The sequence below is a fragment of the Roseicyclus amphidinii genome, assembly GCF_030163755.1.
In the GTDB taxonomy this organism is placed as follows: domain Bacteria; phylum Pseudomonadota; class Alphaproteobacteria; order Rhodobacterales; family Rhodobacteraceae; genus Roseicyclus; species Roseicyclus amphidinii.
The window spans coordinates 13569-28467 of record NZ_JASJOE010000006.1; the positions used below are offsets into that span (position 1 = coordinate 13569).

The 14899-nt window shown below is 66.5% G+C and carries 14 protein-coding genes; 10 read left to right on the top strand and 4 right to left on the bottom strand.

The features are described from left to right. Position 1 precedes the first annotated feature (1 nt). From QQK83_RS03330 to QQK83_RS03340, 3 genes are read left to right on the top strand one after another with little or no spacing between them, the layout of a single operon-like run. Positions 2 to 1099, top strand: coding sequence for an ABC transporter ATP-binding protein (locus tag QQK83_RS03330; RefSeq protein WP_284261685.1), 1098 nt, complete (start codon positions 2 to 4; stop codon positions 1097 to 1099). After that, on the top strand, positions 1092 to 2087 hold the full coding sequence (locus QQK83_RS03335; protein ID WP_284261687.1) for an ABC transporter ATP-binding protein: 996 nt from the start codon (positions 1092 to 1094) through the stop codon (positions 2085 to 2087). The genes QQK83_RS03330 and QQK83_RS03335 overlap by 8 nt, the downstream gene beginning before the upstream one ends. Before the next feature lie 11 nt (positions 2088 to 2098). Next, entirely contained in the window at positions 2099 to 3721 is a 1623-nt protein-coding gene (locus tag QQK83_RS03340) for a dihydroxyacetone kinase subunit DhaK (protein ID WP_284261689.1), read from the top strand. A gap of 239 nt (positions 3722 to 3960) precedes the next feature. Here QQK83_RS03340 and QQK83_RS03350 read toward each other — a convergent pair whose 3' ends face one another. Then, a complete protein-coding gene (locus tag QQK83_RS03350; RefSeq protein ID WP_284261691.1) occupies positions 3961 to 4089 on the bottom strand; it encodes a hypothetical protein in 129 nt (42 codons plus the stop codon). A gap of 166 nt (positions 4090 to 4255) precedes the next feature. Between QQK83_RS03350 and QQK83_RS03355 the strand changes: the two genes are divergently transcribed. The 4 genes from QQK83_RS03355 (at position 4256) to QQK83_RS03370 (ending at position 7539) form a co-directional block, all read left to right on the top strand. Next, the gene (locus tag QQK83_RS03355) at positions 4256 to 4492 is read left to right on the top strand and encodes a hypothetical protein (protein ID WP_284261693.1); all 237 of its coding nucleotides are present in this window, start codon (positions 4256 to 4258) and stop codon (positions 4490 to 4492) included. Positions 4493 to 4674: 182 nt separating this feature from the next. Beyond that, the gene (locus QQK83_RS03360; protein ID WP_284261694.1) at positions 4675 to 5346 is read left to right on the top strand and encodes a hypothetical protein; all 672 of its coding nucleotides are present in this window, start codon (positions 4675 to 4677) and stop codon (positions 5344 to 5346) included. Positions 5347 to 5541: 195 nt separating this feature from the next. Then, complete coding sequence (locus tag QQK83_RS03365; protein ID WP_284261696.1) at positions 5542 to 6489, top strand: DMT family transporter; 948 nt, start codon at positions 5542 to 5544, stop codon at positions 6487 to 6489. A gap of 180 nt (positions 6490 to 6669) precedes the next feature. Then, complete coding sequence (locus QQK83_RS03370; RefSeq protein WP_284261698.1) at positions 6670 to 7539, top strand: alpha-1,2-fucosyltransferase; 870 nt, start codon at positions 6670 to 6672, stop codon at positions 7537 to 7539. On the opposite strand, the gene QQK83_RS03375 is transcribed toward QQK83_RS03370, so the two are convergent. Next, complete coding sequence (locus QQK83_RS03375; RefSeq protein ID WP_284261701.1) at positions 7536 to 8414, bottom strand: glycosyltransferase family 10 domain-containing protein; 879 nt, start codon at positions 8412 to 8414, stop codon at positions 7536 to 7538. The two genes, QQK83_RS03370 and QQK83_RS03375, sit on opposite strands and share 4 nt — an antisense overlap. Before the next feature lie 276 nt (positions 8415 to 8690). Here QQK83_RS03375 and gmd point away from each other — a divergent pair, with 276 nt between their 5' ends. Continuing rightward, complete coding sequence (gene gmd / locus QQK83_RS03380; protein ID WP_284261704.1) at positions 8691 to 9812, top strand: GDP-mannose 4,6-dehydratase; 1122 nt, start codon at positions 8691 to 8693, stop codon at positions 9810 to 9812. 8 nt (positions 9813 to 9820) lie between these two features. Next, positions 9821 to 10777: a GDP-L-fucose synthase gene (fcl, locus tag QQK83_RS03385; protein WP_284261706.1), complete on the top strand. Its 957-nt coding sequence runs from the start codon at positions 9821 to 9823 to the stop codon at positions 10775 to 10777. 335 nt (positions 10778 to 11112) lie between these two features. Here fcl and QQK83_RS03390 read toward each other — a convergent pair whose 3' ends face one another. Together QQK83_RS03390 and QQK83_RS03395 are read right to left on the bottom strand one after the other, a co-directional pair. Beyond that, a complete protein-coding gene (locus tag QQK83_RS03390; protein ID WP_284261708.1) occupies positions 11113 to 11901 on the bottom strand; it encodes a glycosyltransferase family 25 protein in 789 nt (262 codons plus the stop codon). Then, positions 11898 to 12851, bottom strand: coding sequence for a glycosyltransferase family 2 protein (locus QQK83_RS03395; RefSeq protein WP_284261709.1), 954 nt, complete (start codon positions 12849 to 12851; stop codon positions 11898 to 11900). Before QQK83_RS03395 ends, QQK83_RS03390 begins: the two co-directional genes overlap by 4 nt. Before the next feature lie 259 nt (positions 12852 to 13110). Between QQK83_RS03395 and QQK83_RS03400 the strand changes: the two genes are divergently transcribed. Next, on the top strand, positions 13111 to 14886 hold the full coding sequence (locus QQK83_RS03400; protein ID WP_284261711.1) for an ABC transporter ATP-binding protein: 1776 nt from the start codon (positions 13111 to 13113) through the stop codon (positions 14884 to 14886). The last annotated feature ends 13 nt before the right edge of the window (positions 14887 to 14899 follow it).

Below are 14899 nucleotides of genomic sequence, written 5' to 3' on the forward strand. Positions count from 1 at the left end.
CATGGCCCAGATCCGTATCGAGAACCTTCGCAAGGAATTCGGGGCCTTCACGGCGGTGCAGAATTCGACCTTCACCATCGAGGATGGCGAGTTCTTCATGCTGCTGGGGCCATCGGGCTGCGGCAAGACCACGACGCTGCGCATGATGGCGGGGTTGGAGCTGCCCACGTCGGGCCGCATCTACATCGACGGCGAGGAGGTGAGCCAGAAACGCGCCAGCCAGCGCGACATCGCCTTCGTCTTCCAGATGTTCGCGCTCTACCCGCACATGACGGTGCGCGGGAACATCAGCTATCCGCTGAAAAGCCAGGGGATGCCCAAGGCGCGGGTCCGCGAAAAGGTGGGCGAGGTGGCCGAGATCCTGGGGATCACCGACATCCTCGACCGGCCGGTGGGCGGCCTGTCGGGCGGCGACCGTCAGCGCGTGGCGCTGGGGCGCGCCATCGTCCGCCAGCCCAAGGCCTTTTTCATGGACGAGCCACTGGGCGCGCTGGACGCTGAATTCCGCGAGCACATGGCCGAGGAATTGCGCGCGCTCCACGACCGGATGGAGGCGACGACCGTCTACGTCACCCATGACCAGCTCGAGGCGATGCAGATGGGCGACAAGATCGCGGTGATGAACCACGGCGTCGTCGAGCAATTCGGCGTGCCGCAGGACATCTACGATTGGCCCGCGACCAAGTTCGTGGCGCAGTTCATCGGATCGCCGCCGATGAACTTCCTCGAATTCGACGGCATGATCGGCGCGGGCCATGACGAGGTGCGGCTGAACGGCGTCGCGGTGAAGGTTCCCGAAGCCATCGACGGCGCGAGCGGAAAACTGACGCTGGGCGTTCGGCCCGAGCATGTGAAGCTTGACGATGCCGCCCCCTATCGCGGGCGGATCGTGGCCAGCGAATACCTCGGCACGACGCGGATCGTGACGCTGGACACGCCGGGCGGGGTGCTCAAGGCGCGCATTCCCAGCAGCGAGGCCGTGGTGGTCGGGCAGACCACCGGCCTGTCCTTCGATGCCCGCACCCTCACCCTGTTCGAGAACACCCATGGCCATGCCCTGCGCAGCCATGCCAATGCGGGGGTGCTTGCCCATGGCTGAGGTTCGACTGACCGGCATCACCAAGACCTTCGGCGCGACCGTGGCACTGGACGATGTCACGATGACGGTGCCCGACGGGTCCTTCGTCGTGCTTCTGGGGCCGACCGGGGCCGGCAAGACGACCCTGTTGCGCATGGTCTCGGGCCTCGACACGCCGGACCGGGGTGGTGTGCAGATCGACGGGCGCGACATGGCGGGGCTGACGCCTGCGCAGCGCAACGTGGCGATGGTGTTCCAGCAATACTCGCTCTACCCGCATCTGACGGTGCGCCAGAACCTCGAGTTTCCGCTGAAATCCCCGATCCTGAAGACCCCCCAGCCCGAGATCGACCGCAAGGTCGGGCAGATCGCCGAGGTTCTGCAGATCTCGCACAAGCTCGACAACAAGGCGACGGCCTTGTCGGGGGGCGAGATGCAGCGCGTGTCGATCGGGCGCGCCCTTGTGCGCAATCCGGCGGTCTTCCTGATGGATGAACCGCTCAGCTCCCTCGACGCCAAGCTGCGCGCCGATCTGCGGATCGAGCTGAAATCGATCCAGGCCGAACGGGGCGCGACGCTGCTTTACGTCACCCACGACCAGATCGAGGCGATGACCATGGCCACCCATGTGGGTGTTCTGGACAGGGGCAAGCTTGTGCAGTTCGGCAGCCCGCGCGAAATCTACGAGAACCCGGTCAGCATCTATGCCGCCAGCCGCCTCGGCCAGCCGCGCATCAACGTGCTGCCCGCCGATGTCTTCGGCGGCGCGCCTGCGCGGGCCGTGAGCATCGGCCTCAGGCCCGAAATGATCGTGCAGGGCGAGGGCGAGGAAAGCTTCGTCCAGCGGGTCGAGCATCTGGGCGACCAGACGCGCCTGCATCTGCGGTTCCGGTCCCACGACATCGTCACCGTGACGGATGCCCATACCGAGTTGAAATCGGGCGATATCCTGCGCATTCGCCCGCACAACCCGTTTTATTTCGACGCCTCTGGCGCGCGACTGGCCTGAGGGAGGACACCATGGCCCAATTCATCAACGACAAGGATGCGACCGTCATCGAGGCGATCGACGGGTTGATCAAGACCTCGGGCGGAACCCTCGCGCGGCTCGACGGCTACCCGCATATCCGTGTCGTGCTGCGCACCGACTGGGACAAGTCGCGCGTGGCGCTGGTCTCGGGCGGCGGGTCAGGCCACGAACCGGCCCATGCGGGTTTCGTGGGGCAGGGAATGCTGACGGCAGCGGTCTGTGGCGATGTCTTCGCCTCGCCGTCGGTCGATGCGGTGCTGGCGGGCATCCTTGCCGTGACGGGCCCGGCGGGCTGTCTTCTGATCGTGAAGAACTACACCGGCGACCGGTTGAATTTCGGACTGGCCGCCGAGCGCGCGCGGGCCTTTGGCCTCAAGGTCAACATGGTGATCGTCGATGACGATATCGCGCTGCCCGACCTGCCGCAGTCGCGCGGGGTGGCGGGCACGCTCTTCGTTCACAAGATCGCGGGCGCCATGGCCGAAAGCGGTGCCTCGCTCGAGGATATCACGGCAGCGGCGGAGCGGGTGATCCGGGGGACCAGCTCCATCGGCATGTCGCTCGACACCTGCACGGTGCCCGGCTCCCCCAAGGAACACCGCGTGGGGCCGGGAAAGGCGGAACTGGGCCTTGGCATCCATGGCGAAGCGGGCGTGCAGCAGATCGATTACCACAATGCCGAACAGGCCATGGCCGCCGTCACGTCCAAGCTGGCCGCCGTCATGGAACCCGGATCGCATGTGGTGCTTCTGAACAACCTGGGCGGGGCGACCGAGCTGGAAATGTCCACCCTTGCCAATGACCTGGCGAAATCGGCGATCGGCCATCAGCTGCAGTTGATCGTGGGTCCGGCGGCGATGATGACCTCGCTCGACATGCGCGGCTTCTCGGTTTCGGTCTACCGCCTGAGTGCCGAGGATCACGCCTGGCTCAGCGCGCCCTGCGGCCCTTCGGCCTGGCCCGGGTGCAAGGCGATCAAGCCCGTGCGCGTGATCGAGCTGCCCGACGGCCTGCGCCCGATCCAGCCGATCCCGTCCGAGCACAAACCGACGGCGGAGTTCATCACCAGGTGCTGTCAGATCCTGATCAAGGCGGAGGCCGATCTGAACGCCCTTGATGCGAAATCAGGGGATGGGGATACCGGCTCGACTCTCGCAGGGGCGGCGCGGGCCCTGATCGGGGCGCTCGACCGGCTGCCGCTTGCGGACCATACCCAACTGTTCCGGGCCATCGGGCAGGAACTGTCCCAGACCATGGGCGGCTCCTCGGGCGTGCTTCTGGCGATCTTCTTCACCGCCGCGGGCGATGCGGCCTCGAGCGGCCTGAGCATGGTCGCCGCCCTCAAGGAGGGGCTGGCCCGCATGCAGAAGATCGGCGGCGCGGAATTGGGGGACCGCACCATGGTCGATGCCCTGAAACCGGCGCTCGACCAGTTGGAGGCGAGTGGCCTGGCCCAGGCGGCTGTCGCGGCACGCGAGGGGGCGACACAGACTGCCCATATCCGGAAGGCCAAGGCCGGGCGGGCGGCATACATCAACGCCGAACAACTCTATGGCAACACCGATCCCGGCGCCGAGGCGGTCGCGCGTCTGTTCGAGCAGCTGGCGTCCTGACGCCCTGCGTCCGGCCGGCGGGCAAGGGCGGGTTTCTCGAGCAGCCGGGTGAAACATGGATGAATGTTTCGACCGGGGCTCGACTCCGACACGCGCATCGGCTGCCGACCGAACGTCGCCGTTCCCGGATGAGACCTGACCCTCGGCTACCCTCACGGGTATGCCGAGGGCTGTGGTGCCGGTCGGCATGGCGACTCGACCCCGGAGGTCTGCGACCTGATGGCCGAAGGGTTGAGCCATCATCCGTTGACCCGCTGCTTGGCAGTCAACGTGGTCAGCGTGATGCTCTTCCGGGTGAGCGACCTGTTCCGGGCGACCAGATCGCGCAGGAGCCGGTGGCGCAGGACCGGGACCTCGTCAAGAAGCATCAGGACGCTGTCCTGTTCGATCCGCAACAGGCTGACGCATACGGCCGATACGCAGCAGGCCTGAACCGACGGCCACGGTCACAACGGCGGCGCGCGAAAGGTCAGCCTGAACCGGGTCACCGGGAGGCTCGATTTCCCTGTGCCCTGGACTGTGTCGAGGGGCGAGATGCAGCTGAAAAGTGGCCTTGCGGCGCTCTACTCAGCGCCGAGGGGCGGAGAGGCCGATCTGGCCCGGCTCCGCGGCCAGGTTGATCTGGGGCTCGACTGGCAGTCGGGCACTGGCCGCATGCGTCTCGACCAGATCGTGCGCAACCATGAGAACAGCACCGTCACCCCCGACGGCACTTTCGACACCCGCAAGCGCCATGGCCCATTGCGCCGCGGTCTCAACGAAGCGTGGTGACACATCGCGCGCGCAGAATTGTTCTGGCGACGCGCATAAATTTTTTGTATGCTTTGTCAAGTACCAAGGTCCCAAGTGGAACCGGGCAAAACGAGGCTCCGCTTAAGTAACTGTTTTATATCATAAAAAAGCTGAAACCAGCTACACTACACGCTTCGCATGTCAGGCAAGGGGCGCTAACAATGACCGAATTTCCACAAGATGCGCCGCGTCGACGCGGCCCTGCAAAGGCCCTTGCCTTGATACCGTTCGCCATTGCGGTTCCGGGCGAACTGGTGTCCCAGACAATGCTGGACAACGTCATCGACGCATATCGCGGCGAGCTCGATGTCGAAATGAGCGTGGGCCTTCAAGACACGCCCATGCCACGGCAAGACATCACCACACCCAGCATGAACCAGGGAATGAACGATCAGGTTCCGGGCATGTTGGAGCCCGCTCAATACTGGCGTTCCCTGTCCGACCCGTCCCAAATCACGACGCAGCCCGTTGGTGCTGACGAAGGCCTGGCGTTCGGCTCGGCCTATCAACCTGTTGACTTGGACATTCTGGATCAACTCGACCTCTCCAACACCGCGCAATCCGTCATCGGGGCGAGCGACCAAAGTCAATTCACGCCAGGAACCACAAGTCGTTCGATCGCGTCGAATGCCCAGGTGGAGGCGATGTCACCTCCTGCGGGAGCTGCGAATTTTCCGACCAACCGGTCCGATGTCCGGACCTGGGCGGAAAGCTACAGCGATCATGTGTTGTCGACGGTCAACCAAGTGGCAGACAGTGTTCTTCCACCCGAAAACACGGAAGAGATACAAGCCCGCCTTTCCGCGTTGCTGAACCGGATTGTCGGGCCGTAGCCACGAAAACCATGACGGGGGCCGGGGTGCCTTGCCTGGAGCCTCGTGTCCGCAGGCGACGCACGCGCGCGCCATCGTCACCACCGCCGCGAGGCGCCGGGTGTCGCGGCCTGCAGCCTGCGGCAAAGCTGCCCCGCCATCGCGCGGCACCATGATCCGGATGGACGCACACGGGCGATGCGCCTACGAAAGTGCATGACCCACGCGAGCGCCACATCCGCACCGACCGACCGCATCCTTGCCGGGGTCGCCCTGATGCTGGGCTTCTGCCTGACCGCGCCGTTGCTGGACGTGGCGGCCAAGCTCGCCTCCGACACCGTGCCCGTCGGGCAGATCACGGCCGCGCGCTTCGTCGTGCAAAGCGCCCTCATGGCACCGGTCGTGGCGATCATGGGCCTGTCCCTGCGCGTGGCGCGCGGGCAGTGGCTTGCGCTGTCGTTCCGGGCGGTGTTCCTGCTGGTCGCCACCTTCTGCTTCATCGCGGCGATCAGCGTCATGCCGCTTGCCGATGCGCTGGCCATCGTCTTCGTGGCACCCTTCATCGTGCTGCTGGTGGGCAAGTTCCACCTCGGCGAAGAGGTCGGGCCGCGCAGGGTGGGGGCGGCGCTGGTGGGGTTCGTGGGTGTGCTCTTCGTGATCCAGCCGAGTTTCGCCGTCTTCGGACCCGTGGCGCTGTTCCCGCTCGGCACCGCGGTCTGTTTCGCCTCCTACATCCTCGTGACCCGTGGCCTGTCGCGGCAGATGCATCCCGTCGCCTTGCAGTTCCACACCGGGGCCATTGCCAGCCTGCTGTGCCTTCCCGTGCTGGTGCTGGCCGAGGGGTCCGGCTCCGCAGTCTTCGACCCGGTCTGGCCTGCGGGTGTGGATTGGCTGTGGCTGTTTGGCGTGGGGTTCTTCGCCGCGTTGAGCCACATGATGATGACCTACGCGCTGTCCATGGCGCCCTCGGCCACGCTGGCACCGCTGCAATACCTCGAGTTGCCGGTGGCGACCTTGCTGGGGTTCCTCGTGTTCGGGGATTTCCCGAACGCGCTCACGCTGACAGGGATCGCGGTGATCATCGGCGCGGGGCTTTACATGATCCACCGGGAACGCGTGACCGCGCGGCAGCTGATGACCGAGCGCGCCGCCCCGCCGATCTGAGCGGCCCGCTGGCCCGGACAGTCGGGCTGGTCGCCCGGTCGGATCTTGTCTATCGTCGCCGCCGCAGTGCGGCGGTCGGGCCATGCAGGGGGGTCTGCTGGTCGTCACCGGATGACGCGGGCACCGGCCGGGCTGCAGACCTTCGGATGGCATGTCAGTGCCTGACGCGTGGAGTTGTCGATGATCATCATGCGCCTCGCCGGCGGGCTGGGAAACCAGATGTTCCAATACGCGGCCGGGCGGGCGCTGGCGCTCGAGACCGGTCAGGATCTCGTGCTCGACAAGCGTCACTACGGGCGGGCGCGCGAACATGGCTACGGGCTGGATGTCTTCGCGCTCGCCGACCGGCCCATGCCCGAGGCCGAGCTGCCGCCCTATCGCAAGGACCGGCCGCTGGCGCATCTGCTCTGGTCGCTGCGCGGCAAGGGCCCTGCCTACATGCGCGAGGCAAGCCTTGCCTATGACCCGCGCGTCGCGCAGGTGACCGGGCCGGTCTGGCTGGAGGGGTATTTCCAGTCAGAGCGGTATTTCGTCCGCCACGCCGATGCGATCCGGGCCGAGTTGACGCCCGGACGCGAACCCGACCCCGAGAACGCGCGCTGGCTTGCCGAGATCCGGGACGAGCCGCGCGCGGTCTCGCTGCACATCCGGCGTGGCGATTACGTGCGCAATCCGAAATTCGCAGCCTACCACGGCAGTTGCACCCCGGCCTATTACGCCGCCGCGCTCGATCATGTCGCCACGCGCATGGGGGCGGAGCCCGTGATCTTCGCCTTTTCCGACGATCCGGCCTGGGTCGCCGAGCACCTCGAGCTGCCCGCCGAAATCCGGGTGGTGGGTCACAACGGACCGGATCGCAATTTCGAGGATCTGCGGCTGATGAGTGCCTGCCGCCACCACATCACGGCCAATTCCTCGTTTTCGTGGTGGGGGGCGTGGCTGAACCCCGACCCCGCCAAGGTGGTGGCGACACCCGACACCTGGTTCGCCGACCCCTCGGCGGTGAACCCCGACATCTGGCCGGAGGGCTGGGCGCGTATCGCCGGTTAGCCGGGTTTCTTGCCGTCGGCATTGAGTAGAGCTTGGGCTGCACGCCCATAATAGTCGGCGAAGTGAGCTGCCGCAGGTACGGCAGCTTTGAGTCCCACCAGTTTTTCGTCGTAGAGTTCTTGTCCCGATGCGAGTATCGCCGCTTTTATGTCCTCCTCACTTTCGCACAAGATCATTCCTCTCGTATCCATGAAATCGCCTATGTTGGGGCAGCCCCAATAGATAGGGACAGTTTGGCATAGCACGGCATCAAGGAGCTTTTCAGTGAAATAGTTCCTTTCGCGGCTGTTTTCGATGACGACGGAAAAGCGATAGGACGCCAACCCATCTGATTTTTGCGCGAACGCGTCATAGCCGCGGCCCATGATGTCGACGGCTAGCCCCTCGCTCCTGATCCAGTTGACGCAGCGGTGCCGCAGCTTGTGTCCCGACAGGGACCGCTTATCCGAAGCGATCAGGGAAACGTTGCGTGTCTTCGAGACAACCGAGGATTGCCAGCCGGGCACCCAAGTTGTTCCATATGGCACGAATAGTGCGTTGGGTAGCCGGGTGAGGAGCCGTTCATCAGACGTAAGCACAGCGCTGAACCGGTGGTTCAGCCATTCCGCCAACCGCATGTGCCGCCAGTGGTATGCTCTGGGTTCCATTATTGCGATTGAAAGCTTCGGTGGTATCTGGTCGCTGTTCAATCTCCAGACACTCGTGCGCGGGTAGACGACCAAGTGATCCTGCGCCCCCATGTCCGCCACGGTGGCGTTCTCAAGGCGTTCGGGTCGGCCAAGCGGCCATTCCAACGCGTTCAGCGGCATTTGTGACAGGTTGCGCGGCGGCCTTGTGTTGGTTGGCACGAAGGCGATGGCGGGTGGCTTAGTCACCGGTATGCCTATCCATGGTCTTGCAATGTCCTTCGAAGCCTACGCGCCTCCAGAGGCCCGCGCGAGAGATTCATTTTCGCCACTACGGAAACGGGGCGAGGTTATCAAGAGCCGCTCTTGCACAAGGGAGCGGATCGCGGGACTACGTCATGTCATGTGGGGATCTCGGACAAGCTGCGCCTCCGCTATCGCGTCATCCGACGATATTGGTTAGGTAACCTTTAACATTTTAGTGGCGCTAGCATCGCGGCGCAGCGGGAAGGACGAGACGAAGACATGACCAAGCGCGCGCTCATCACCGGGATCACCGGGCAGGACGGCTCCTATCTCGCGGAGTTCCTGCTGGAAAAGGGCTACGAGGTCCATGGCATCAAGCGCCGCGCGTCGCTGTTCAACACCCAGCGGATCGACCACATCTACGAGGATCCGCACCAGCCCGACCCCAAGCTGCGCCTGCATTACGGCGACCTGACCGACACCTCGAACCTGACCCGCATCCTGGCCGAGGTGCGCCCCGACGAGGTCTACAACCTCGGCGCGCAATCCCATGTCGCCGTCAGCTTCGAGGCCCCGGAATACACCGCCGATGTCGATGCCATCGGCACGCTGCGCCTGCTCGAGGCGATCCGCTTCCTCGGCCTCGACAAGACGACGCGCTTCTACCAGGCCTCGACCTCGGAGCTGTATGGCCTCGTGCAGGAAACCCCCCAGACCGAGACCACGCCCTTCCATCCGCGCAGCCCCTACGCGGTGGCGAAGATGTATGCCTACTGGATCACGGTGAATTACCGCGAGGCCTACGGGCTTTATGCCTGCAACGGCATCCTGTTCAACCACGAGAGCCCGCGGCGCGGCGAGACCTTCGTGACCCGCAAGATCACCCGCGGGCTGGCCAATATCGCCCAGGGCCTCGAGCCTTGCCTCTACATGGGCAACATCGACGCGCTGCGCGATTGGGGCCATGCGAAGGATTACGTGCGGATGCAGTGGATGATGCTGCAACAGGAGGCGGCGGAGGATTTCGTGATCGCCACCGGCAAGCAGTATTCCGTGCGCGAGTTCATCACATGGGCGGCCGAGGATCTCGGGATCGCGCTGGCCTTCGAGGGCGAGGGGGTGGAAGAGATCGCCCGCGTCGTCTCGGTCAGCGGCGACAGGGCGCCCGCGGTGACGCCGGGCGACGTGATCCTGCGGATCGACCCGAAGTATTTCCGCCCCGCCGAGGTCGAGACGCTTCTGGGCGATCCGTCCAAGGCCAAGGCCAAGCTCGGCTGGGAGCCCGAGATCACCGCGCGCGAGATGTGCGCCGAGATGGTCGCCGAGGATCTGAAGGCCGCGCAACGCCATGCGCTGCTCAAGGCGCATGGCTTCGACATGCCCGTCGCGCTGGAAGGGTAGGGGGCATCATGGGCAAGATCTTCGTCGCAGGTCACCGCGGCATGGTGGGGGGTGCGATCCTGCGGCAGTTGCAGGCGCGGGGCGTCGGGACCGTCACCCGAAGCCGTGCCGACCTGGACCTGACCGACCAGGCGGCCGTGCGCGCCTTCATGGCCGAGGAACGCCCCGAGGCGGTGATCCTCGCCGCGGCCAAAGTCGGCGGCATCCACGCCAACAACAGCTACCCGGCCGAGTTCATCCGCGACAACCTCGCCATCGAGTTGAACGTGATCCACGAGGCCTGGGCGGCAGGGGTGCGGCGGCTGCTGTTTCTCGGGTCTTCCTGCATCTACCCGCGCGAGGCCGCCCAGCCCATGCGCGAGGATGCGCTGCTGACCGGCACGCTGGAGCCAACGAACGAGCCCTATGCCATCGCCAAGATCGCGGGCATCAAGATCTGCGAAAGCTACAACCGGCAATACGGCACCGATTACCGCAGCGTGATGCCCACGAACCTCTATGGGCCCGGCGACAACTTCCACCCCGAGAACAGCCACGTCCTGCCCGCCCTGATCCGCCGCTTTCACGAGGCGGCGCGGGACGGCCGCGCGGAGGTGGTGATCTGGGGCAGCGGCACGCCCCGGCGCGAGTTCCTGCATGTTGACGACATGGCCGCGGCCTCGCTCTTCGTGATGGATCTCGACCGCGCGAGCTACGAGGCCAACACCCGGCCGATGCTGAGTCATATCAACGTGGGCACCGGCACGGATGTCAGCATCCTCGAGCTGGCGCGGATGGTGGCCGAGGTCACGGGCTTTCGCGGCGCGATCCGCTGCGATACGACAAAACCCGACGGCACGCCGCGCAAGCTGATGGATGTCTCGCGCCTGCGCGACATGGGCTGGCAGGCCCGCATCGACCTGCGCGACGGGATCGAAGAGACCTATCGCTGGTTCCTCGATCACGCCGAGGACGCGCGGCTCTGACTCTCGGGTGTGCTGACATTGGCGAAAGGTGCTCGGCGCCGTCTTAAGTGGCGGTTTCGAGCGATTTGACCCCGCGGCGCGCCAATGCGCTGGCGGCGTGTCGCGCAGGTCATGGTATCTGGTGACAGCGGCGCTATGACGTTCGTCTGGCTTGAACGTCCTTGCGCCGGGGTGTTGCCGCGGCCATGGCCATCACGGGCATCCCGCAATGATCGGACAACGGGATGCGGCGCGTGGCCTGTGTCCCCGTGGCTCATGCAAAGCCCCCGTTGTCCGATCATCGAGACCTCCGGTCACATCCGGGCCGGCACGGTCGGCAGCCCGCCCGACCCGTCCTAGCGGGCCCGTCTCACCAACCGGTGCCAGTGCAACCCGGCGACGTAGCGCAGCCGATACCGCAGATTGCGCCCGGCCTGCGCCAGCCCGGCGACCCCGCGCGACCGGCGGCGCGTCTTCTGGATGCTGCCCTCCTCGAAGGAGGTTTCGCCGAATTGCAGCGGTGGCGGCAGAACCGAGGCGATCCGCAGGCCAAGCTCCCAGAAATGCTTGTGATCCTCGTCGACCGGGCGCGACACGGGTAGGGCCCCGGCGGCAAGGCGCGCGGCCGTATCCTTGCGGATCGCGTAGCCCAGCATTGTCGTCGGCACCTTGTAGGGGATGACGATCTCGGCCCCGCCCGCGGCCCCGTCGCCCCCGGCAGCCCCGACGACAAGCGGGCGGCGGTCGAGCAGGCGCTGGGGCTTGTCCAGTGAAAAGAGCTTCACGATATCCCATGCGTCGCCGTCACGGGCCAGCGCGTCGAGCACGGCCGGCAGGCTGTCGCGCGCGGCGAAATCATCCTCCAGCACGATGCCGCCCGGCGCATCGCCTGCAGCGATCCTCTCCCACAGGGCGACATGGCTGAGGTAACAGCCGATCTCGGCACCGATCATCGGATGCCGGAACCGCCGTGCATTCGCATCCGCGTCATAGACGCGCGGCACCTCGTCCTCGGGGATCGCGCGGCCGTTCACGGCGGAGAAGCGCGTGAAGGCAATGCCGAGCCGGTCCAGTTCGGCGCGGGCGCGCGCCATGCGGTCCGGGTTCTCGTCCATGTTGATCACGTAGACCGGCCAGCCCGTCATCCGTCGCCCTCCAGCCATCTGCGCCAACCCGGCGCGGTCGCGTCGAGCGCGGTCTCGACATCATCGTGCGGGAAGCTGTCGGCGAAGCTCGCGTCGCGCGCCAGTGTCAGCCCCTGTTTTTCGTCCAGCCGCGCCTTGAGGCGGCGCAGCAGTCCCGGCGTCAGGGCTGCGCGGGCCTCGGGCAGGGACCAGGCCGCGCTGGCCGCAAGGCGCTCCTGCTTGCGCAGGTAGCGAGAGCCGGGATTGGCCGCGAGTTCGTAATTCGCAAAGCCGCCGCCCGTCTTCAGGAATTTCAGGTGCCAGTAGAACCAGCCGGCAAAGCGCCGTTGCAGCCCCCCGCGGGCGAAGCGTTCGAAGCGGGGATCGTGCACGAAATGCGTGTCTTCGCGCACGCGGAAAAAGCCGATGTCCCCCCCGCCCGACACCGGATCGGCCGCGGGGATCGCAAGCCGCCCGCCCGCGTCGCGCAGCAGGTTCGGGCCCGAGAAACAGTGCAGCGCCGCGTCATCGGCGCGCCCTGCGCGGATCGCGCCGGTCATCGCCTCGAGCGCGGCGGGGATGGCGAGGTGGTCATCGTCGAGCTTCACCGCCCATTGGTGCCGGGTCATGGCAAGGGCGAAGTTGTAATAGGTCACGATCGAGGACGGATCGCCGCCCGGTGTGAGCCTGTGACCGTCGCTGCCCACCGGGTGAACGCGCGGCGCGTAGTGGTAGACGCGCAGTTTCGGGCCGAACTCGGCGGCGAGCCGTGCAAGGATGTCGGGCGTGGCGTCGGTGCATTGGTTGAAGACCGCGACGATCTCGTCGAACTGGTCGACATGGGTGCGGATCGTCGCCTCGAGGAAATCCGCGCCGTTCCTGATCCGCATGAAGGCCGAGACCCCCGGCCGCCGTGCGCCCGGCGCAAGCAGGACGGGATGGAACTCGTAGGTCTCGATGCGTTCGATCATGGGCGCGCCGCGGTGGATCGCGTTGCACCGGCAACGCTGGGTGGAAAAGATGCGCCGCGACGCGGCAGGCAGGGCCGGTTCGGGCTCTGCCCCGGGCGCGGCACCTTGCCCGCGGTGATAGACAGTTTGCGGCGAGAGCGAAACCGCTCTCTGCCGTCGCGTCCCTCGGGCCCATGGCTTGCCCGCCCGGCGCGCATGTCGTAAGCCTGCCGCGATCCGCCACGCCAGTTCAACCGCCGGAGCGGTGCCCCTGTCCCAGTTGTCCCACAGTTCCGATCCGCTGCCGGAAAGCGGCGTGCCCGCGCGGTGGCTGCTGATGCGGCTCTGGCGCGAGCATGTGCGCGGCTACTGGGCCAAGCTGCTGCTGGCCGGCGTGCTGATGACCATCGAGGGCGCTGCGCTCGGGGGGGTGGCCTACCTCGTGCGGCCGCTGTTCGACGATCTCTTCGCCGCAGGCGATGTGGGCGGGGTGGCCTGGGTCGCGGTCGCCATGGCGCTGGTCTTCATTCTCAAGGCGATTGCCGGGTTCTGGCAACGGCTCATCATGGTGACCATCGGGCTGGAGGTGACGACCGCATTGCAGAAGCGGCTGGTCACGCATCTGTTGTCGCTCGACATGGGCTATTTCCGCGACAACTCTCCCGGTGCGCTGATCGAACGGGTGCGCGGCGACACGCTGGCGCTTCAGGGGCTGGCCTCGAACGTGGTGATGTCGCTGGGGCGCGACACCATCACCTTCCTGTCGCTCCTTGCGGTGATGTTCTTCAACGACTGGTTCTGGACGCTTCTGGCGCTTGTCGGGCTGCCGCTGCTGGTGCTGCCCATCGTGGCGCTGCAACGCTTCATCCGCAGGACCACGACCGCCAGCCGCGAGGCCGCGGCGCGGCTGTCGACGCAGCTGGACGAGATCTTTCACGGCATCCAGTCGGTCAAGCTGAACCGGTTGGAACCGCACGAGACCGCGCGCTTCGGGCAGGAGGTCGCGGGTTTCCTGCGTCACGCGATCCGGTCGCAGCGCGGGCTTGCCGCCAACCCGGCGATGATCGACGTGGTCGCGGCGCTGGGCTTTGCCGCGGTGCTGTATCATGGCGGGTCGCAGATCGCCACGGGCGGCAAGACCGTGGGCGAGTTCATGTCCTTCTTCACCGCGCTGGCGCTGATCTTCGATCCCTTGCGCCGCCTGTCGGCGGTGGCCGGGCAGGTGCAGGCGGGCGTCGCCTCGCTCGACCGGCTCTACGCGGTGCTGGAGGCGAAGCCGACCATCCTGCCGCCGGCCCGGCCGCAGCCGGTGACGCCCGGCGACATCCGCTTCGAGGATGTGCGTTTCGGCTATGGCGGCACGCCGGTGTTGCAGGGGTTGAGCTTCACCGCCGAGGCGGGGCGCACCACGGCCATCGTCGGCCCCTCGGGGGCGGGCAAGACCACGGTCTTCGGCCTGCTCACCCGGCTGATCGACGCCGAGGCGGGGCATGTGAGCATCGGCGGCGTGCCGGTCACCGCCCTGTCGCTCGAGGGGCTGCGCGATGCCATCGCGGTGGTCGGGCAGGAAACGGCGCTGTTCGACACGACCATCGCCGAGAACATCCGGCTGGGTCGCCTTGACGCCACCCCCGATGAGGTGCGCGCCGCGGCCGAGGCCGCCTCGGTGACCGAGTTCGCCGACGCGCTGCCGCTTGGCCTCGAGACGGGGGTCGGCCCGCGCGGCTCGGCGCTGTCTGGCGGGCAGAGGCAGCGGGTGGCGATCGCGCGGGCGATGCTCAAGGCGGCGCCGATCCTGCTGCTGGACGAGCCGACATCGGCGCTGGACGCGCGGTCCGAACAGTTGGTGCAAGCCGCGCTCGAGCGGCTGTCGGAGGGGCGCACCACGCTGGTGATCGCGCATCGGCTGTCCACCATCCGCGATGCGGACCGCATCCTCGTGCTGGACCGTGGCCGCCTGCTCGAGGCGGGCAGCCACGCCGAGCTGATGGCCGCCGATGGGGCCTATGCCCGTCTCGAGGCGCTGCAATCGGCCGGGCTCACCCCGCAGCTCTGACCTTCGACTTTCG

What these genes read in the sequence shown, in the direction of transcription:
- QQK83_RS03330 (WP_284261685.1), top strand. Translation starts at nt 2, where the DNA reads ATGGCCCAGATCCGTATCGAGAACCTTCGCAAGGAATTCGGGGCCTTC.
- QQK83_RS03335 (WP_284261687.1), top strand. Translation starts at nt 1,092, where the DNA reads ATGGCTGAGGTTCGACTGACCGGCATCACCAAGACCTTCGGCGCGACC.
- QQK83_RS03340 (WP_284261689.1), top strand. Translation starts at nt 2,099, where the DNA reads ATGGCCCAATTCATCAACGACAAGGATGCGACCGTCATCGAGGCGATC.
- QQK83_RS03350 (WP_284261691.1), bottom strand. Translation starts at nt 4,089, where the DNA reads ATGCTTCTTGACGAGGTCCCGGTCCTGCGCCACCGGCTCCTGCGCGAT.
- QQK83_RS03355 (WP_284261693.1), top strand. Translation starts at nt 4,256, where the DNA reads ATGCAGCTGAAAAGTGGCCTTGCGGCGCTCTACTCAGCGCCGAGGGGC.
- QQK83_RS03360 (WP_284261694.1), top strand. Translation starts at nt 4,675, where the DNA reads ATGACCGAATTTCCACAAGATGCGCCGCGTCGACGCGGCCCTGCAAAG.
- QQK83_RS03365 (WP_284261696.1), top strand. Translation starts at nt 5,542, where the DNA reads ATGACCCACGCGAGCGCCACATCCGCACCGACCGACCGCATCCTTGCC.
- QQK83_RS03370 (WP_284261698.1), top strand. Translation starts at nt 6,670, where the DNA reads ATGATCATCATGCGCCTCGCCGGCGGGCTGGGAAACCAGATGTTCCAA.
- gmd (WP_284261704.1), top strand. Translation starts at nt 8,691, where the DNA reads ATGACCAAGCGCGCGCTCATCACCGGGATCACCGGGCAGGACGGCTCC.
- fcl (WP_284261706.1), top strand. Translation starts at nt 9,821, where the DNA reads ATGGGCAAGATCTTCGTCGCAGGTCACCGCGGCATGGTGGGGGGTGCG.
- QQK83_RS03390 (WP_284261708.1), bottom strand. Translation starts at nt 11,901, where the DNA reads ATGACGGGCTGGCCGGTCTACGTGATCAACATGGACGAGAACCCGGAC.
- QQK83_RS03395 (WP_284261709.1), bottom strand. Translation starts at nt 12,851, where the DNA reads ATGATCGAACGCATCGAGACCTACGAGTTCCATCCCGTCCTGCTTGCG.